This is a genomic window from Burkholderia sp. AU16741 (assembly GCF_002223345.1).
Classification (GTDB): Bacteria; Pseudomonadota; Gammaproteobacteria; order Burkholderiales; family Burkholderiaceae; genus Burkholderia; species Burkholderia sola.
Genome location: NZ_NKEZ01000009.1, coordinates 342,330 through 361,013, shown reverse-complemented (window position 1 = coordinate 361,013; position 18,684 = coordinate 342,330). Strand labels below are relative to the sequence as shown.

Genomic DNA, 18,684 nt, shown 5'->3' with positions numbered 1-18,684 from the left:
AACACGGTCGACGGCGTGTTCACGACGGTGCAGGACGTCGCACAGACGGTGCTGTTCCTGTCGGCGTTCCCAAGCGCCGCGCTCACCGGCCAGTCGTTCGTCGTCAGCCACGGCTGGTTCATGCAGTAACGCGAGTGCCTCCCCGACGGTAGGCGACTTCCGCGCCACCGTCCTTCTCGAGATGGCGTGCCGTCGATCGACGTCACGCCATCCATCACCGCCGCCCACGGCGGGATTTCTCGGAGCAACTGATGAAACCGCACGCGCGTACAGAAAAGCAGGCCGTCGATGCGGCGGACCTGCAGCACGAAGCCGGCGCGCCGGCTGCTGCGCGGTCGCTGCCGTACGAAACGATCGCGCTCGTCCTGCAGGGCGGCGGCGCGCTCGGCGCGTATCAGGCCGGCGTGTTCGAAGGGCTGCATGAAGCAGGCATTCCGCTCGACTGGATCGCCGGCATCTCGATCGGCGCGCTCAACACCGCGCTGATCGCCGGCAATGCGCCCGAGCATCGCGTCGAGCGCCTGCGCGAATTCTGGGAAACGATCTGCCAGCCGGCGTTCTTTCCCGCGATTCCGGCCGCGTTCGAATTCGCGCTGTTCAACAGCATCGATCAGGTCCGAACGTTCTTCACCGCATCGCAGGCAGCCAGCGCGATGATGCAGGGCCAGCAGGGATTCTTCGTGCCGCGCTTTCCGCCGCCGCTGCCGGGCGTGGCCGATCATCCGCAAAAGATCAGTTGGTACGACACGTCGGCGCTGCGCACGACGCTGCTCAAGCTGTGCGATTTCGACCGGATCAATTCGGGCGAAACGCGCGTGTCGGTCGGCGCGGTCAACGTCGGCACCGGCAACTTCGTGTACTTCGACAACTCGCGCATCCGTCTCGCGCCCGAGCATTTCATGGCGTCCGGTGCGTTGCCGCCCGCGTTCCCGCCCGTCGAGATCGACGGCGAGTATTACTGGGATGGCGGCGTCGTGTCGAACACGCCGCTGATGGAAGTGCTGCGCGCCCGGCCGCGCAGCGACACGCTCGCGTTCCAGGTCGATCTGTGGAGCGCGCGCGGGCCGCTGCCGCGCACGATGGCCGACGTCGCCGAGCGCACGAAGGACGTGCAGTATTCGAGCCGCACGCGTTTCGTCACCGACACGCTGCAGCGCGAACAGCGCTACCGCAACGTGCTGCGCCACGTGCTCGAACGGGTGCCGGAAGAACAGCGCAAGACCGATCCGTGGTGCGTCGAAGCCGAAGAAATGTCGAGCGGGAAGAAGTACAACATTCAACACCTGATCTATCAGCAGAAAGCGTACGAGCATCACTACAAGGACTATCAGTTCGGTCTGTCGACGATGCGCGACCACTGGTCCGCGGGTCTCGACGACATCCGCAAGACGCTCGCGGTGAAGGACGGCCTCGCGCTGCCCACCAACGACGCGGGCTTCGTCACGCACGACATTCACCGCCGCCGGTAATGCCGTGTGCAACGGGCCGGCGCGCCGCCCGCGCCGGCTCGTACTCCTTTCCGATTCGACATGCCGATTTTCATTGCGCTATTCGCGCTCATCGCCCTGGGGTGGGGCGCCGTTCACTTGTTTCACGTCATCGCCGCGCAGTTCGGCCAGCCGGTCGCGATCGCGGCCGCCGTGCTGGCCGCCGCGCTCCTGATCGCACTGGTCGCGTGGTGGCTCAAGCGCCGTCGCGACATCGCATCGAACACGAAGGAAGAAGGCTGGACGCATATCGTGCATCGCGCGTGGGGCGAGTTGCGCGTGTCCGCGACGCAAGGGCTGCTGTGGCTGTCGCATGACGGCGCGGATGGCCGCTATACGCTGTCGCAGCTCGACGGTTGCGAGGCCGCGCCGATCGACGGCCGCTGGCATCTCGTCGTGCGCGTGCGCGACGCCGTGCACGGCGAATGGAAGCTGCCGATGATGGACAAGCGCGATGCACAGCGCTGGGCGCGCGTGCTCACGCTGGCGAAGGACAACCGGCTCTGAACGCGCGGCCGGCCGCCCGACGGCCCGCTATCGCGCGCCGAGCGCCCGCAGCGCATCGAGCACGTGCTGTGTCGCCCGTTCGACCGGGCCGGCCCGATGCGCAATGCCCAGTTCGCGCCACAACGCCGGACGTAACGGCCGCATGACGATGCGCGCATCCGGCAGCGGGGCGCCCGCCTCGTGCGGCAGCAGCGTCGCGCCGTACCCGGCGGCGACGAGGCTCTTGATCGCATCGTTGTAGTTGAGTTCGATCCGCGGCTCGGGCCGGTGGCCGCCGAGCGCGAACCATTCGGTCGTGAGACGCGACAGGCGCGTCGTCGCATCGTTGAGAATCAACGGCCGCGCGGCCAGATACGCGGGCGTCACACGGGCCGGAAGCGGCCAGTCCGCGGGCAGGAAAGCCATCACCGGATCGCGCCGCCACGGGCGGATCGACAGCCCCGCGACCGGCGCTTGCGGCAGCGCGACCAGCCCGACATCGAGCGCGCCTTGTGCAATGCGCGCCAGCGTGTCCTGCGACGTGAGCACCGCGATCTGCACGTCGATATCCGGATGCTGCGCACGCAGGCCGGCCACCGCCTGCGGCAACAGGTGCGCGATCGCGCCGGTCGATGCGCCGAGGCGGACGCGCCCGGTCAACCCCTGCACCTGTCGCTGCACGTCGTCCAGCGTGGCTTCGACTTCCGCCAGCAGACGCCGCGCCCGCTCCACCAGCACTTCGCCGATCACCGACGGGCGCACGTTGCCGCGCGTGCGGGACAGCAGCGGCGCGCCGACGCGGCTTTCCAGCTCGGCGACATGCAGACTGACGGTGGGGGGGGCGAGATGAAGCCATTGCGCCGCCGCCACGAAGGATCCGTGGTCCGCGATCGCAACCAGCGTACGCAGACGGTCCAGACTGATCTCGCGCATCACACCCCTCTCGTTCAGAAAAACTGAATCAGACGATCAGCAAATTCAACTTTTCCTATTCTAGGCGTTCGGTGGAGGATACGGCTTCCTCGACGACCGAACGCGACGCACACGACCATCATGAGCTTCCCCACTGTCTTCATCGACGGCGACCAGGGCACGACCGGGTTGCAGATTCACGCGCGTCTGCGCGACCGCACCGACATGCAGCTGCTCACGCTTCCCGCCGCCGAACGCAAGGACGCGGCGCGGCGCGCCGACGCACTCAACGCGTGCGATATCGCCATCCTCTGCCTGCCCGATGCGGCCGCGCGCGAAGCGGTCGGCTTCATCCGGAACCCGGCGGTACGCGTGATCGACGCGAGTTCAGCCCATCGCACGCAGCCCGACTGGGTCTACGGCTTTCCCGAGATGGCCGACGGACAGGCGCAACACATCGCGCATGCGAAGCGCGTGACCAATCCGGGCTGCTACCCGACGGGCGCGATCGGCCTGCTTCGCCCGCTGCTGCAGGCAGGGCTGCTGCCGCGCGACTACCCGGTGAGCATCCACGCGGTGTCCGGTTACTCGGGCGGCGGAAGGGCCGCCGTCGACGCGTTCGAATCGGGCGATGCCGCCGCGAACGCGTTGCCGCTGCAGATCTACGGTCTCGCGCTCGAGCACAAGCACGTGCCCGAAATCCGGCAGCATGCGGGGCTCGCGCACCGTCCGTTCTTCGTGCCGGCCTACGGTGCCTATCGGCAAGGCATCGTGCTCACCATCCCGATCGAGCTGCGGCTATTGCCGGCCGAGGTGACCGGTGAGCGGCTGCAAGCGTGTCTCGCGCACCATTACGCGGACGCGCGTCATGTCGACGTGATGCCGCTCGCGGACACACGGGCGGCCACGCATCTCGATCCGCAAGCGCTGAACGGCACCAACGACCTGCGGCTCGGCGTGTTCGTCAACGCAGACGGCGGCCAGGTGCTGCTGTCCGCCGTGTTCGACAATCTCGGCAAAGGGGCATCCGGCGCCGCCGTGCAGAATCTCGACTTGATGCTCGGTGCGGGACACGCGGCGTGACGCGCCCGCAGGCATCGTCGACGGTGCCTGCGCATGCCCCCGTAAAAGCTCACCTTTAGCCGGTTTCAAGCCGTATCGTCACCCGCGGCGGCATTCAGGCCGGCCAGCGTCTCCACCAGAAAATCCACGCACACGCGCACCTTCGCCGACGCCGCGACGCGTTCCGGATACACGGCCCAGATGTTCGCGGGCTGGATCGCGTCCGGCAGCACGCGGCACAGCGCGCCGCGCTCGATCAGCGGCCCGGCCTCCCAGATCGAGCGCAGCACGATCCCGCGCCCGGCCAGCGCCCATTGCACGGCCACCTCGCCGTGATTCGTCGACAGCGCGCCGCCGACCTTCACCGTGGCCGTTTCGCCGCGCACGGTCAGCCGCCATACGCCGAACGGATGATCGCGCTCCTTGATCGCGAGACAGTCGTGCGAGGCCAGATCCGCGAGCGAGCGCGGCGTCCCGCGGCGGGCGAGATAGTCGGGCGACGCGCACAGCACGCGATGGTTCGTGGCAAGGCGGCGCGCGATCAGATGATCGGCAATGTCGTCGCCGATGCGCACGTCGAGGTCGTAGCCTTCGCCGGCCACATCGACGAGCCGGTCGAACAGATCGAGCCGCACGTTCAGTTGCGGATAGCGCGCGCTGAAGTCGAGCAGCGCCGGCGCGACGACGTGCCGGCCGAAGCCGAAGCTGCTCGACATGCGCAGCGTGCCGCGCGGCACCGTGCGCGTGGTCGACACGTCCTCGACGAGATGATCGACGTCGTCGAGAATCTTTTCGGCGCGCGCGAACACGCGTTCGCCGGCCTCGGTGACCGTCATCCGGCGTGTCGAGCGGTGCAGCAGGCGCGTGCCGAGTTGCGTCTCGAGCATCGCGACGCGCTTGCTGACATACGCGGGCGACACCGCGAGTTGCTCGGCGGCCGCGCTGAAGCTCGCGAGGCGGACGACCAGGCTGAACACGCGCAGGTCGTCGAGGTTCGGCGATTTATTCACGATTCGTGGAAAGTCGATTAACTTTTGAGCGATTTTAATCCAGATGGAAATAAATAGAATGTCGTGACGGGCCGCCGCCTTCCCGGCAGCCGGCCAACCAGCCAAGGAGATTTGCATGACCGACAGGACTTACAGGATTGCCGTGATCCCCGGCGACGGCATCGGCCGCGAAGTGATGCCCGAGGGCCTGCGCGCGCTCGCCGCCGTGACCGCGCGCTTCGGCGTGCGCTTCGACTTCGTCGAGATCGACTGGGCGAGCTGCGACTACTACGCGCAACACGGCACGATGATGCCGGACGACTGGAAAGCCCAACTGTCGGGCATGGACGCGATCCTGTTCGGCGCGGTCGGCTGGCCGGCGACGGTGCCCGATCACATTTCGCTGTGGGGCTCGCTGCTGAAATTCCGCCGCGAATTCGACCAGTACATCAACTTGCGGCCCGCGCGCCTGTTCGACGGCGTGCCGTCGCCGCTCGCCGGCCGCCGCCCGGGCGACATCGATTTCATGATCGTGCGCGAGAACACCGAGGGCGAATATTCGTCGGTCGGCGGCACGATGTTCGAAGGCACCGAGCGCGAAGTGGTGATGCAGCAGTCGATCTTCACGCGGCACGGCACCGAACGCGTGCTGAAATTCGCGTTCGAGCTCGCGCAGCGGCGCGCGAAGCGCGTCACCGTCGCGACCAAGAGCAACGGCATCGCGATCAGCATGCCGTGGTGGGATGCGCGCGCGGCCGAGATGGCCGAACGTTATCCGGAGATCGCGGTCGACAAGCAGCACATCGACATCCTGTGCGCGCGCTTCGTGCTGCAGCCGGACCGCTTCGACGTCGTCGTCGCGTCGAACCTGTTCGGCGACATCCTGTCGGATCTCGGGCCGGCCTGCACGGGCACCATCGGCATCGCGCCGTCGGCGAACCTGAACCCCGACCGCACGTTCCCGTCGCTGTTCGAACCCGTGCACGGTTCGGCGCCCGACATCGCGGGACAATACATCGCGAATCCGGTCGCGATGATCTGGTCGGCGGCGATGATGCTCGACTTCCTCGGCAACGGCACGGGCCGCGAACGCGACGCGCACGATGCGATCGTCGCGGCGATCGAGGACGTGCTGCGCACCGGGCCGCGTACGCGCGATCTCGGCGGCAACGCCGGCACGCAGGAAGTGGGCGAGGCGATCGCCGCGCGGATCGCGGGTTGAGGGTTGACGGTCGTGCCCGGCGCTCGCGCCGGGCGGCGGGCGCTTCGCGAATCGGTCTGCAATGAGCGACGCACGATGCGGTTGCGCACGTTTGCGAACTCCGCTGATGCGTAGGTGGTGAAGTCGATCGGTGAGCAACGACACATCGCAACGCGCACTGCTTGTGCGGTTTTTCGTTGCACGTCGAAAGACGATCCGATCGGTGAGCTGCACGTGTCGCTCGCGCACACCGATCGTCCGCGCATGATCGCTTCGATACGATCGGTGAGATGCATCACGCGGTGAAGCACACCACTGCACGTCGATGTATGCACCGCTTTACCCTTGCGATGTCGCGTCGGCCTGTTCAACGCACACAGTTCGACGCAACATTTCACCTGATCCCGAAAATTCTCACCTTCAGCGGAAGGCTCCCGAATTTCCTCACCATTGAATCGCCGGTGATGCGTTCGCCGATCCCTTGAACGCGCGCGGCTTCACAGCCCGAGGTCGGACAGCCCCGGATGATCGTCGGGACGACGGCCGAGCGGCCAGTGATAAAGACGGTCAGCCTCGCGAATCGGCAGATCGTTGATGCTCGCGTGACGATGCGCCATCAGGCCGTTTTCGTCGAACTCCCAGTTCTCGTTGCCGTACGAACGGAACCAGTTGCCCGCATCGTCATGCCACTCGTATGCAAAGCGCACCGCGATGCGATTGCCGTCGAACGCCCACAGCTCCTTGATCAGCCGGTAATCGAGTTCGCGCGCCCACTTCCGCTGCAGCAGCGCGACGATTTCGTCGCGGCCCGTCACGAATTCCGCGCGATTGCGCCAACGGCTTTGCGGCGTATAGGCGAGCGACACGCGTTGCGGGTCGCGCGTGTTCCACCCGTCCTCGGCGGCGCGCACCTTCTGGCGCGCCGTTTCAAGCGTGAAGGGCGGAACGGGCGGACGAACTTCGGGGGAAGCGGACATGGGTTGCTCCTGTTCAGGGTTCTGGCCGCGAACGCACGCAGCCGGTTCGGATTCGCTGCGTCGGCTACCGCGAAACGGTATCGAGCAGCAGTTCAGCCGTCGCGCGCGCATCGCGCGCGACGTTTGCATCGCCACTGACGAGCGCCACACCGATCGCGCCGTCGATCAATACGAGCCACTGACGCGCGAGGCGCGCGAGCCCGCGGCGCGCGACGCCGGTTTCGTCGGCATAGGCATCGAAGCGCTCGCGCACGAACGCCAGCAGGCGCGCCTTGTGCATGCGGGCGACGACCCGCACGGGATCGTCGGCTTCGGGTATCTCGCCCGACGCATTCAGGAACGCGCAGCCGTGAAAGTCGGGCTGCCCGAACCACTCGCGCAGCACGTCGAACATGCCGAGCAGTTGCGCGCGCGGCGCGTTGCCACGTGCCAGCGTGCCGTCGACGAACCAGCGCATCCAGCGCGCGTCGCGACGTTCTAGCGCGGCGACGACCAGCGCCTCTTTCGATTCGAAATGCGAATAAAAGCTCTTTCGCGCCGCGCCGGATCGCTTGACGATCGCATCGACGCCGGTCGCATGGATGCCGCCCGAGTAGATCAGCGCTTCGGCCGCGTCGAGCAGCCGGTCGCGAACGCCCGGTTCGCCGGAGGAGTCGAGAGGTGTGTTCATGGGGTTAAGGTAGAACGATCGTTCTCCGCCGTCAAAACCCGTGTGAAAAGGCCCTGCCGGCGGGAGGGCTGAATCGTGCCCGAAGCGCTGGTGCGTCGGGTTGTGCCTTCGGCGCGAGTCGTGCGGATTGGAGGGTGAACGGATCAGGCAGTGGCCCTGAGCATCAATGGGAGGTTGATCGCGCACCTCGTATCAGTGAGTTGCAACGCCGCATGCGGCTCACGGTCGACGTTCGGGTCGGTACGATTTCGCCTGCGGCGTCGAGCGGACGCTCGCATGCCAAGCGAAGCGGGAAGTACGTGGAAGGAAAGAAGCGGGCGCCGAATGGCGTAACGACGAGAAGCGAAGCGGCTGCCGACAGGTGAAGCGAATCCGCCATTGCACGTCACCTAGGCGGGATCGTGTGACGATTCGGCGCGCGAACACAACTCCCGAATAATCTCACCTCAAGCGTTGAATCACGGGTTTCGACGCTCGACGGTGCGTGTGCGTGTGCGTGCAAACGAAAACGGGGCAGCCGGCCAACGTGCCGCGCGGCCCCGTCTTTCTCGATACTCGACTCAGACCGTCCAGTCGAGAATCACCTTGCCGCTTTCGCCGGACAGCATCGCGGCGAAGCCTTGCTCGTAATCGTCGGCCGCGAAGCGATGCGTGATGATGGGCGACAGGTCGAGGCCGCTTTGCAGCATCGCGACCATCTTGTACCAGGTCTCGAACATCTCGCGGCCGTAGATGCCCTTGATCTCGAGCCCCTTGAAGATCACCTGGTTCCAGTCGATCGCCGTCTGCGCGGGCGGGATGCCGAGCAGCGCAACCTTGCCGCCGTGGTTCATCGCCTCGAGCAGGCTCGTGAACGCGCTCGGCACGCCCGACATTTCCAGACCGACGTCGAAGCCTTCGGTCATGTGCAGGTCGGCCATCACGTCGCGCAGCGACTCGCGGGCGACGTTGACCGCGCGCGTCGCGCCCATCTTGCACGCGAGCTCCAGGCGGTAGTCGTTGATGTCGGTGATCACGACGTTGCGCGCGCCGACGTGCTTCGCGATCGCGACGGCCATGATGCCGATCGGGCCCGCGCCGGTGATCAGCACGTCTTCGCCGACGAGGTTGAACGACAGCGCCGTATGCGTCGCGTTGCCGAACGGATCGAAGATCGACGCGAGATCGTCGGAGATCTCCGGCGGGATCTTGAACGCGTTGAACGCCGGAATCGCCAGGTATTCGGCGAACGCGCCTTCGCGGTTCACGCCGACGCCCACCGTGTTGCGGCACAGATGCCGGCGCCCCGCGCGACAGTTGCGGCAGAAGCCGCAGGTGATGTGGCCTTCGCCGGACACGCGATCGCCGATCGCGAAGCCGCGCACTTCCTGCCCCATCTCGACGATCTCGCCGACGTATTCGTGGCCGACGTGCATCGGCACCGGAATCGTCTTCTGCGCCCAGTCGTCCCACTTCCAGATATGGATGTCGGTGCCGCAGATCGCCGTGCGGCGGATCTTGATCAGCACGTCGTTGTGGCCGACTTCGGGGCGCTTCACGCGCGTGAGCGTGAGGCCGGGGCCGCGTTCGAGCTTTGCCAGTGCTTTCATGGTCGCGCCTCCGTCAGATGATGCCGAGCGACTTGCCGACGCGCATGAACGCGGCGACCGTCTGGTCGATCTGTTCGGGCGTATGCGCGGCGCTCATCTGCGTGCGGATGCGCGCCCGGCCGCGCGGCACGACCGGAAACGAGAAGCCGATCACGTAGACGCCTTCGCCGAGCAGCTTGTCGGCCATGTTCGTCGCGAGCTGCGCGTCGCCGAGCATCACCGGGATGATCGGATGCGCGCCGGGCACGAGCGTGAAGCCGGCTTCGGTCATCTGCTTGCGGAACCGCGCGCCGTTCTCGCGCACGCGTTCGCGCAGCTTCGCGCCTTCGTCGCTGCCGAGCAGTTCGAGCACTTCCAGCGATGCCGCGGCGATGCTCGGCGTGAGCGTGTTCGAGAACAGATACGGACGGGAGCGCTGGCGCAGCAGTTCGATCACCTCGCGACGCGCGGCGACATAGCCGCCCGACGCGCCGCCGAGCGCCTTGCCGAGCGTGCCGGTGATGATGTCGACGCGGCCTTCGACGCCGCAGTGCTCGGGCGTGCCGCGGCCGTGCGTGCCGATGAAGCCGACCGCATGCGAATCGTCGACCATCACGAGCGCGCCGTAGCGATCGGCGAGATCGCAGATGCCTTTCAGATCGGCGATGATGCCGTCCATCGAGAACACGCCGTCGGTGGCGATCAGCTTGTGGCGCGCGCCCACAGCGTCGGCTTCCTTGAGCTTCGCCTCGAGGTCGGACAGATCGTTGTTCTTGTAGCGCAAACGCTTCGCCTTGCACAGGCGAATGCCGTCGATGATGCTCGCGTGATTCAGTTCGTCGCTGATCACCGCGTCGTTCTCGTCGAGCAGCGTCTCGAACAGCCCGCCGTTCGCGTCGAAGCAGCTCGAATAAAGGATGCTGTCCTCGGTGCCGAGAAATGCGGCCAGCGCGCTTTCCAGTTGCTTGTGGACAGTTTGCGTGCCGCAGATGAACCGCACCGATGCCATACCGAAGCCGTCCTGGTCGAGGCCGACCTTCGCCGCGTCGATCAGGCGAGGATCGTTCGCCAGACCCAGATAGTTGTTCGCGCAGAAATTGAGCACGCCGGCGCCGCCGGCGAGCCGTACGGCTGCCGCCTGGGGACTCGCGATCTCGCGCTCGGTCTTGTAAAAACCGTCCGCGCGGATCTGGTCGAGCGTCCCGCGCACCTGGGCGAGAAAGGCATCACGCATCGCAAAGCTCCTGACAGGGTTTCGCATTCCGCGGCGCACGGCTCGTGGCGGCGCAACGGCCTGCTACTGTTATAGTCGGTCGTTCGGTTGACCGCATTTATCCGATATTCCGAACTAGAATTCGGAATATCGAACAACTCTAAGCGAACGGAATCCAAATGGCAAGTTCCTCCGGATCGCGGCGCACGCCTGCCGACGCCGCCCCGCAGCCACCGGCCGCGACCCCGCCGCGCGTCGGCGAGCAGATCCAGCGGCTGCGCAACGAGCGCAAGCTGACGCTCGACGACCTGTCGCGCGCCGCCGGCGTATCGAAATCGATGCTCTCCGAGATCGAACGCGACAAGGCCAACCCGACGATCGCCGTCGCATGGCGGCTGACGAACGCGCTCGGCATCACCCTCGACGAATTGTTCTCGCAGCCGAAGACGCCCGAGACGATCCGCGTGGATGGCCCGCACGACATTCCGACGCTCGCCGGCCACGACGGCCGGTACCAATTGCGCGTATGGGGCCCCATCGAACTCGCCGGCAAGTTCGAGTGGTACGAGCTGACGCTGCCGGGGGGCGGCGCACTGGTATCGAACGCGCACGAACCGGGCACGCGGGAGCACCTCACCGTGCTGCAGGGCGCGATGGAAATCGAGGCCGCCGCGGCCAGCCGTCGGCTGAAGGCGGGCGACACCGCGCGCTACCCGGCCGACGAGCCGCATGCGATCCGCAATCCCGGCAAGGCCGAAGCGCGGGCCTTGTTGATCGTGATACATCGCTGACGGCGCGTATAGCTAGCCAAACGGTCAGTCGCAGGCCAGTTGCGGAAAATACTGTATGTTTGTACAGTATACGGACATTCCGCCATGCATGGGCTGGAGCGGGCGCACCGAGGCGTCTGCCCCGGTCGACAGGAGCCTGCAATGACAGAAGAACAAGATTTGGCCGCGCTCAGCTTCAAGGCTGCCGCGCATGACCTCGAATCGATCGTTCGCCATATCGCCGGGCGCTACATCCGTCAGCGCGTGCCGCTGACGTGGCGCCTGCTGCATGCGATCGAAGCCGAAGCGCTCGCCGATCTCGGCTTTGCCAGCCGGCACGACGCCGGCATGCGTCAACTGTTCGAACGGCCGTCGGACATGACGTTTCCCGAAACGGACGATCCGATCGACTTCGGGCGCTCGAATGCGCTGCCCGCGGTCTTTTCCTTTGCCGTTCTCGCGTACGAAGCCGAGGCAAACGCGCACGACACCGCGCGCGCCGCGCGCCCGCACCGCCAATCCAAGGCCTGGGGCGACTGACGGCCCAGCCCCGGCCGCCGTGCATGGTGGTCGGTTCACCCGCTTGCTGCCCGATACGTTGCGGAAAAGGGCTACCATGTACGCAACTAACGGAATTAATGCCATGTCCCTTCCCGCCTCTCACGACACCGCCGCCTCGCCGGAAGAAAAGGATCTGTTCGACCGCAATCCGTCCGACTGGGTCGCCTCGCCCGAAGCCGCGTTCGACGCGTGGCTGGCCATGCAGGACTATCGCCGCTCGTCGGCCGACGTCTATCGCGCGCAATGGGGCGCGTTTCTCGCGTGGATGCGTGCACATCAAAAGAACCTCGCAACGGTCGATACACCGACCATCGCGAATTTCGTCGGCGAATTGCCGATCAAGAAAACGCAGCGAATGCGCTATCTCCGGCTGATCGAGCGTGTACTCGATCATGTCCGCCGCACCGAATACGCATCGACCAATCCGGCCCGCTTCATTGCTCAGGATGGCGAAGCGAACTGGCGCAAGGCGCGCGACAACGAACCGACCGGTTTTCTCACGCCGGCGGAACGCGCGACGTTGCTCGCGTATCTGTTTTCGCCGATCGGCGTCTCCGGTTCCGCGTACTGGAAAGAGCGCCGCGACCGCGCGCTCGTCGCCGCGTTTCTCGGCGCCGGCATCAAAACCGGCGAAGCACGCGCACTCACGATTAGTTGCATCAATACGAGCGGCACGTCGCTGCGGATCGAGTCGACGCATCCGGATTACTCGCGCGAGACCCATCTGGCTTCGTTCGCGATCGCGTTGCTCGAAACCTGGCTCACCGAACGCAAACGCCAGGAGATTCCGGGGGAGCTCGTCTTTCCCGCATCGCATGCCGGGCGGCCGATGCACAAGGCGACGATGCTGCGCGCGATCGACGCGATCGTCGAATCGGCCGGGCTCACGTCGTCACGCACGGCGCGCGCCAGCCCGCAAACCTTGCGCAATACCTACGCGGCCGAACTATTCGAACACGACGTGCCGCCGGAGCGCGTCGGCAAATGGCTGGGTTTCATGCGGCCGATCTCGTCGAATCGCCTGCATCGCGCGTGGAAAAACTGGCGCGACGGGCTGGCCGACGGCGACGGCAACGGTGACGGTGACGCGTCCGATCGCGACGAAACTCACTGATCGGGAAACGACTGCTCACGGAAACGATCCGTGAGCAGCCTTGCGTGGCGCAGCCTCACCGTTTCACAGCTCCCGAAAAACCTCACCTCAAGCTTCCCGGATCGTCTCACCTGTGCGGCGCTGCCGACGTCCGGGTCAGGATTGCGCAAAACGCGCGACGGCTTCGAAGCGGGACGGCCATGCGCCCGACGCGTGCTCGCACTCGGGGCACGCGACTTCAAAACCCTCATTGCCATGTGACAGTTCCGGTTCGCCGTCGCAACGCGGGCACCGGGTCGGCGCCGGAATCTCGTGATCCAGAGAAGTGCCGATCGCGGCATACGCGTTGGCATCGAGTCGTCCCGCCTCGGCCAGACGCCGCATCAGCGCGGCGATTTCCGGATTCATTCCGCGGTTCGCGCGCAATGAATTCGCGTCGCGCGTGGCGCGCTCCAGTTCGTCGCTCTGGGTACGCAACTGTTCTTCGAGCCGGTCGGCACGCGCCTTGGCCGAACTCAACTGCTGCAGGAAATCGAACTCCTTGCGCTGAACGTCGCGCAACCCGCTCTGGTAGGTCGACGCCATGCTGCGCAACGAATCCAGTTCGACCAGCATCGGCTTGACGCGGCGTTCGGCTTCGGCCACCGCATCCTTGATCTGCTGCGCGTAATGCTCGGTGCGCTGCTGCAATTCGGCTTGCAACGCATCGATGCGGTCGCGTAGCGCGGCGTTCTGGGCCTGTTCGGCGTCGATCCGGCCGGCAGCCGCGGCCAATTCCTTTTCCAGTCGAGCGACTGTGGTGAGCAACGTGGCTTCGCTTGCCGAACCGTGGGTAGTCTGGGACGCAAGCTGAACCTCGAGTTCGGTTACCCGCGCCTGTAATTGCTCGTTTCTCGCTTCACCGCGCGCGAGCGCGCCTTCGAGCGTTTCCTGACGAACGGTTGCATCGCGCAACCGCTGTTCCGCGTCGGCCATGTCGGCGCGCACCCGTTCGCGGTCCCCATCGAGGCTGTCGCGCGCGGCTTTCAATGCTTCTTCATAGAGTGCGCCGAGCAACGCGCCGGCCTTTTCCTCGACGGCTTTCGGGATCGCCGCGCCGTCGAGCCGGATCTTGGAGGCGGAACGGATGCGTTCCCAGAAGTGGTCGATGTCTTTCGGGATGTCGCTGGCGCTGCCGGTCTGGGTGAGATCGCGGACGTTGGCGGCCGACGGCCGGATGCCGAGATCGAAGAACAAGCGCTTGCACGCATGCAGCGACAATTCCTGACGCCGTGCACCGCTTGCGCGCAGCGATTCCAGTTCTTCCCGAATGACTTGCCGCATTTCGTCCAGGGTCATGGCCATGCTCACAAACAATGAAGTGTAGCAATCATAACGAAATACGTATTTCTTCATACCTCTTTCAAGGTTCGTTGCGAATTTACGTCGTTTTGCACAGAAACTGGATCCGCAAGCCCATCCCGTTGAAGGTGACCCGGAATTCCGTGAAACAAAGCGAAGAATGTCTGCCAAGCCTTTGTACTACAAGGGATTTCCAGCGAACCCCGATTTAGAGCATTTGTTTCACATGACGGCGGATCCGATTGCCTGGGGTGTTCTGGGGTTGGGGTGTCTGTGGAAAACTCGTCAGCCGATGTCTTGAGAGTATTAGAAGTAAACACCCTTGAACCCTTAGTTAAAAACGTTAACGCCACGGCACAGCCTTATGGTGCAAGGCTTTCCGGCCGACAAGGTGAAGTTTTACGGGAGCCAAGGTGATCTTCTGCGGGAGCTGACGTGATGGGGTTCAGGGAACTGCGTGAGCTGTTGCAGGAAGGGTCGTGAGCGGATTCGGGATCACAGTAAAACACACGTTTTTCCACAGGTGAGGGTTTTCGGGGCCGCACGGCCACGGAACCCGCGGTGTGCCTGACTGCACAGTTTTCTGCCTGTGCAGACATAGGTGAGGATTTGCAGGACCTGCTTCGCGCCCCGATTCTGCCCATCTTTTGGGCAGATTTGGCGAAAGGTGAGGTTTCACGGGACTCCACGGGAATTTGCTGTGAGGATTTCCGGGAAGCGAACGTCATTTTGCACAGCAAAAGTGCTTTCCGGCGCCTGTGATGCCCCAAAGGTGAGGTTTTTCAGGAGAGAAATCCGGGTTTTCCTGCTCCGATCCCCTTAAGGTGAGCTTTTTCGGGGCATCGATCACAGGGGGCGATTTGCTTCGAAGGTGAGGCTTTCCAGGAGACGTATTTGCTTAAAAAATGGTCAAAGGTGAGGTTTTTCGGGGCCTGTGAGCAGCCGAATTCGCCGAAAAGCCCGCCAGGACTGGCAGAAATCTCGTTTTTGCTGTGCCGTTTTTTGGCACAGGTGAGAATTTTCGGGAGCAGGAATCCGATTGTCGTATGAAGGATTCCAGTCGAAAGGTGAGGCTTTTCGGGAGATTCCCGCGAGGCACAGCCAAATGCCTTCTATGCATAAGTATCGGAAGGGATTGGGATTTTTGATACCGCGCCGGTTACGGTGAGGTTTTTCGGGAGTTATTTCCGGCCTCGCTGCTGTGCCGCATTTTCTCTATAAGGTGAGCGTTTTCGGGAGTCGTCGGGAGCCAGTCCCGCGTCTGTCGGGCGTTCGTCGGCGTCTGGACGAATCCGCATGCTGTGCCAAAGGTGAGCATTTTCGGGACCGGATACGATTCGCCGCTGTACAATGCGCGCCCGGGCTGGACGGGCACCCGCTGATCGGGCGGGCGCGAGCGGGTTTCGACGGCGGTTTTTCACGTGCCGAAGCCGAGCCGAACTTCCCCCGGGCCGCGCCTGTACATGCATACAGGCAGATGGGCGACGCTCCGGGGCGGACAGTGAGGTGCAATCGCGACCCTGTGTCGAACTCACGGTTGTGCAGTCGTAAAATTACGACAAATCGAAAGGTGAGCCGATACGGGAGCCGATTTCGCACGTGTCGTGCACAGGTGAAATTCTGTGAATCGGCGCATGCCGCGGCACGTCTGGACGAGTCCGGAACGCCGTACGGGCGGACGGGTGAGCGTTTCCGGGAGCGGTTCGGGTGAGTGCCGTTTTGCCAGCGCGCTTCACCGGCTATGGTGAGCATGTCGTTCTGGACGCACATCACCGCAGGCGCTATCCTTCCGGGAAACTTCTCCTCCGACCCGACGTATGGCCACGACGAAGCGCGCCAAGAAAACCGATGTGGATGTGGTGAGTGCCAGTTCAGCCGAATTGCGAAAGGCCGTCGAGGCGATCGCCATTCAGCCGAAGAGCGGCAAGATCACGCTCCTCACTCGCAAGCTGTTCAATGTCCTGCTGGCCGTCGCGCAGCAGGCCGACGACTCGGGCGACACGTATCGCGCGCTGCTGTCGGACATCGTCGCCAACTCCGCTTTCGATTCGAACGACACCGCGCTGGTGAAGGAACACCTGCGCCGCATGGTGTCGGTGCAGGTCGAATGGAGCACCGGGACGTCGAGCCAGAAGCCGGGCCGCAAGTGGGGGATCTCCACGCTGATCGCCGATGCGGAAATTCTCGAGGATCCGACCACCCGTCGCGTGTGGGTCGAATTCTCGTTCGCGCCGAAGATCAAGAAGAAGCTGCTCGACCCGGTCCAGTATGCGCGCCTGAGCCTGCAGTTCCAGAGCCAGCTGCGCAGCAGCGCCGGTCTCGCGCTGTACGAAATCTGCGTGCGCTACCTGACGAACCCGAGCCATCTGACGATGCGTGAGCCGTGGGAATGGTGGCGGCCGATCCTGTCGGGCACGCCCGACACGGAAGCTGGCGACGAAGCGAAGCGCGAGTACAAGTATTTCAAGCGAGATTACCTGCGCCCCGCGATCGCGGAAGTCAACGCGGTCACCAACATCTTCGTCGAGCTGATCGAGCACCGCGAAGGGCGTCGGGTGGCCGAGATCCAGTTCCGCGTGACCGAGCGCAAGCAGCCGATGCTCGCGCTCGACGAACACCCGAACGTGTTCGACAGTACGCTGGTCGACCGAATGGTGAAGCTCGGGATCCCGTTGAAGGAAGCGCAGACGCTCTATGCGGACAGCGAGGAGAACCGGATTCGCGCCGCGCTGCAGATGACCGAGCAGCGGATGCGCAGCACGACGCTGCCGCCGGTGCGCAGCGCGCCGGCGCTGTTCAAGGATGCGCTGAAGAAGGGTTATGCGCCGCCGGTCGACTCGGTCGACGCGCTGCCGGCCGGCACGCCGTCCGCGAAGGTCGCGGCTGCGCAGCCGGACGATCTGAAGGCGCGCCTGCTGAGCGAGTTCGCGGCGTTCCGCCGCAAGGAAGCGAAGGTGCTGTACGAAGAGCAGGGCGACGCGGAGCGCGAAGTCGCGCGCGAGTCGTTCGAGTCGGAGGCATTGCCGACGATGGGCTCGCACCTGCGCGAAGACTGGCGCAAGCGCGGCCTCGATTCCAAGCTGGCCGAGACGGCCTTTTTCGACTGGCTGGCCCAGAAGACCTGGGGCGAGCCCACGGACGGCGACCTGCTGTCGTTCACGCTGAATCAGTCACGGGCCGCTTGAAGCCCGCTCAGGCCCGCTGACGGGCCGCCGCCGGTCTCCCCCGTGGACGGATGCGGCCGGCGCCCTGGTCAGGCCCTGCCGGCCGTTTTCCTCACTCCGACAACAGCATCCGCTCCAGCTGCTCGAGGATCGCGTCGCGCTTGTCCTTCGGGAGGCCACGCAGACGCAGTTCGATGCGGTCTTCGCCATACGACTTCAGGTCGCCGACCGACTTGCCGCCAAGCTTGATCTCGAGACGCTGCGCATAGCGCTGACGGCCCGCCGCCTTCGGCGTCTCCTGCGCGGCGACGCGACCTTTGACGATGTCGGACACCTGGCGCGTGCTGAGATCGTCCGACACGATCTTGTTGATCAGCCGCAGCGTTGCCTCGGTGCCGCGCGCATTGTGATAGCGGCCGACCTGATACGCCATGTTCGATCCGAAGCGATCGGGGCGCGCGACCATTTCCTGCATGATCGCTTCCGGCAGCTTGCCGATCGACAACGCGACGGCCACCGTCGACTCGTCGAGGCCGAGATGCTCGGAGAGTTCTTTCTGGCTCTGGAAATGCTTGTCGTCGAGGAAGCGGCGCCACACGACGGCGTTGTCGAACACCGTCTGCGAATCGCGTTGAACGTTGAGGTCGTAGCCGAGCTTGTAGCTCTGGATGCCGATCGGCACGTCGATCACGATCGCCTTGACCGACTCCTTGTTCGCTTCCTTCAGCGCCCGCACGCGGCGGCCGCCATCGCTGACGAAGTACGTGCCCGGATTGTCGTAATCCGGAATCACGTGGATGGCCTGCTGCTGGCCCTGCTTCGCGAGGTTGACCGCGAGTTCGGCAATCGACGATTTCAGATAGAAGTGCCGCGGGTTGAACGGACTGTGCTTGATCGCCTTCAGCGGCAACTCGATCACCTGCCCCGGCGCATAGCGATTCTCGAGGCGCCACGCGCGATATTGCGGCGATTCGTCGATCGACGGATCGATCGTGAATTCCGGAGCAGGCGGCGGCGCGATGTCCTTCTTCGCGGATTTGGTCGGCGCCGTGGTAGGCGTCTCGGACTTGACGATACCGTCGATCGCATTGAGCCGATCAAGCGCCGTGCGCTTCTCGCTCGTCGTGATATCCGGGCGCGCTTGGAATCCTTTGGCAAATTGGGAAGGTTTCATGTGACTCCTTTATGCG

Annotated in this window: 16 protein-coding genes and 1 pseudogene; 9 read left to right on the top strand and 8 right to left on the bottom strand. The window is 64.7% G+C overall.

All coding sequences use genetic code 11. The features are described 5' to 3' along the window. From CFB89_RS34570 to CFB89_RS28890, 3 genes and pseudogenes are all read left to right on the top strand, one after another. Positions 1–129 (top strand): annotated as a pseudogene (locus CFB89_RS34570) (3-hydroxybutyrate dehydrogenase); the annotation flags it as partial. 122 nt (positions 130–251) lie between these two features. After that, complete coding sequence (locus tag CFB89_RS28895; RefSeq protein ID WP_179233551.1) at positions 252–1,469, top strand: patatin-like phospholipase family protein; 1,218 nt, start codon at positions 252–254, stop codon at positions 1,467–1,469. Between the two features lie 60 nt (positions 1,470–1,529). Continuing rightward, complete coding sequence (locus CFB89_RS28890) at positions 1,530–1,994, top strand: hypothetical protein (protein ID WP_089470918.1); 465 nt, start codon at positions 1,530–1,532, stop codon at positions 1,992–1,994. Between the two features lie 27 nt (positions 1,995–2,021). On the opposite strand, the gene CFB89_RS28885 is transcribed toward CFB89_RS28890, so the two are convergent. Next, positions 2,022–2,906 carry a LysR family transcriptional regulator gene (locus CFB89_RS28885; RefSeq protein ID WP_089470917.1) on the bottom strand — a complete coding sequence of 295 codons (885 nt, stop codon included), beginning with the start codon at positions 2,904–2,906 and terminating at the stop codon, positions 2,022–2,024. A gap of 120 nt (positions 2,907–3,026) precedes the next feature. On the opposite strand from CFB89_RS28885, the gene argC reads away from it, so the two are divergent. Continuing rightward, entirely contained in the window at positions 3,027–3,968 is a 942-nt protein-coding gene (gene argC, locus CFB89_RS28880) for an N-acetyl-gamma-glutamyl-phosphate reductase (protein WP_089470916.1), read from the top strand. Positions 3,969–4,033: 65 nt separating this feature from the next. On the opposite strand, the gene CFB89_RS28875 is transcribed toward argC, so the two are convergent. Beyond that, a complete protein-coding gene (locus CFB89_RS28875) occupies positions 4,034–4,957 on the bottom strand; it encodes a LysR substrate-binding domain-containing protein (RefSeq protein ID WP_089470915.1) in 924 nt (307 codons plus the stop codon). A 115-nt stretch (positions 4,958–5,072) separates the two neighbouring features. Here CFB89_RS28875 and CFB89_RS28870 point away from each other — a divergent pair, with 115 nt between their 5' ends. Continuing rightward, positions 5,073–6,158 carry a tartrate dehydrogenase gene (locus tag CFB89_RS28870; protein ID WP_089470914.1) on the top strand — a complete coding sequence of 362 codons (1,086 nt, stop codon included), beginning with the start codon at positions 5,073–5,075 and terminating at the stop codon, positions 6,156–6,158. A gap of 476 nt (positions 6,159–6,634) precedes the next feature. Here CFB89_RS28870 and CFB89_RS28860 read toward each other — a convergent pair whose 3' ends face one another. The 4 genes from CFB89_RS28860 to CFB89_RS28845 form a co-directional block, all read right to left on the bottom strand. After that, a complete protein-coding gene (locus tag CFB89_RS28860; protein WP_050013484.1) occupies positions 6,635–7,114 on the bottom strand; it encodes a nuclear transport factor 2 family protein in 480 nt (159 codons plus the stop codon). Between the two features lie 64 nt (positions 7,115–7,178). Next, positions 7,179–7,784: a TetR/AcrR family transcriptional regulator gene (locus tag CFB89_RS28855; protein WP_089470913.1), complete on the bottom strand. Its 606-nt coding sequence runs from the start codon at positions 7,782–7,784 to the stop codon at positions 7,179–7,181. Positions 7,785–8,344: 560 nt separating this feature from the next. Continuing rightward, positions 8,345–9,373, bottom strand: a complete 1,029-nt coding sequence (gene tdh, locus CFB89_RS28850) for an L-threonine 3-dehydrogenase (RefSeq protein WP_089470912.1) — start codon at positions 9,371–9,373, stop codon at positions 8,345–8,347. 13 nt (positions 9,374–9,386) lie between these two features. Next, the gene (locus tag CFB89_RS28845) at positions 9,387–10,586 is read right to left on the bottom strand and encodes a glycine C-acetyltransferase (protein ID WP_089470911.1); all 1,200 of its coding nucleotides are present in this window, start codon (positions 10,584–10,586) and stop codon (positions 9,387–9,389) included. 158 nt (positions 10,587–10,744) lie between these two features. Here CFB89_RS28845 and CFB89_RS28840 point away from each other — a divergent pair, with 158 nt between their 5' ends. The 3 genes from CFB89_RS28840 (at position 10,745) to CFB89_RS28830 (ending at position 13,010) form a co-directional block, all read left to right on the top strand. Further along, positions 10,745–11,356 carry a helix-turn-helix domain-containing protein gene (locus CFB89_RS28840; protein WP_089470910.1) on the top strand — a complete coding sequence of 204 codons (612 nt, stop codon included), beginning with the start codon at positions 10,745–10,747 and terminating at the stop codon, positions 11,354–11,356. Positions 11,357–11,497: 141 nt separating this feature from the next. Further along, positions 11,498–11,875: a DUF2471 family protein gene (locus CFB89_RS28835; protein ID WP_089470909.1), complete on the top strand. Its 378-nt coding sequence runs from the start codon at positions 11,498–11,500 to the stop codon at positions 11,873–11,875. A 103-nt stretch (positions 11,876–11,978) separates the two neighbouring features. Continuing rightward, entirely contained in the window at positions 11,979–13,010 is a 1,032-nt protein-coding gene (locus CFB89_RS28830) for a tyrosine-type recombinase/integrase (RefSeq protein ID WP_089470908.1), read from the top strand. Between the two features lie 135 nt (positions 13,011–13,145). Here the strand turns inward: CFB89_RS28830 and CFB89_RS28825 are convergent, their stop codons facing one another. Then, complete coding sequence (locus CFB89_RS28825; protein ID WP_089470907.1) at positions 13,146–14,327, bottom strand: DNA-binding protein; 1,182 nt, start codon at positions 14,325–14,327, stop codon at positions 13,146–13,148. 1,820 nt (positions 14,328–16,147) lie between these two features. Between CFB89_RS28825 and CFB89_RS28820 the strand changes: the two genes are divergently transcribed. Beyond that, positions 16,148–17,515 carry a replication initiation protein gene (locus tag CFB89_RS28820; protein WP_089470906.1) on the top strand — a complete coding sequence of 456 codons (1,368 nt, stop codon included), beginning with the start codon at positions 16,148–16,150 and terminating at the stop codon, positions 17,513–17,515. Positions 17,516–17,606: 91 nt separating this feature from the next. Here CFB89_RS28820 and CFB89_RS28815 read toward each other — a convergent pair whose 3' ends face one another. Continuing rightward, positions 17,607–18,668 carry a ParB/RepB/Spo0J family partition protein gene (locus CFB89_RS28815; RefSeq protein WP_089470905.1) on the bottom strand — a complete coding sequence of 354 codons (1,062 nt, stop codon included), beginning with the start codon at positions 18,666–18,668 and terminating at the stop codon, positions 17,607–17,609. Positions 18,669–18,684 lie beyond the last annotated feature (16 nt).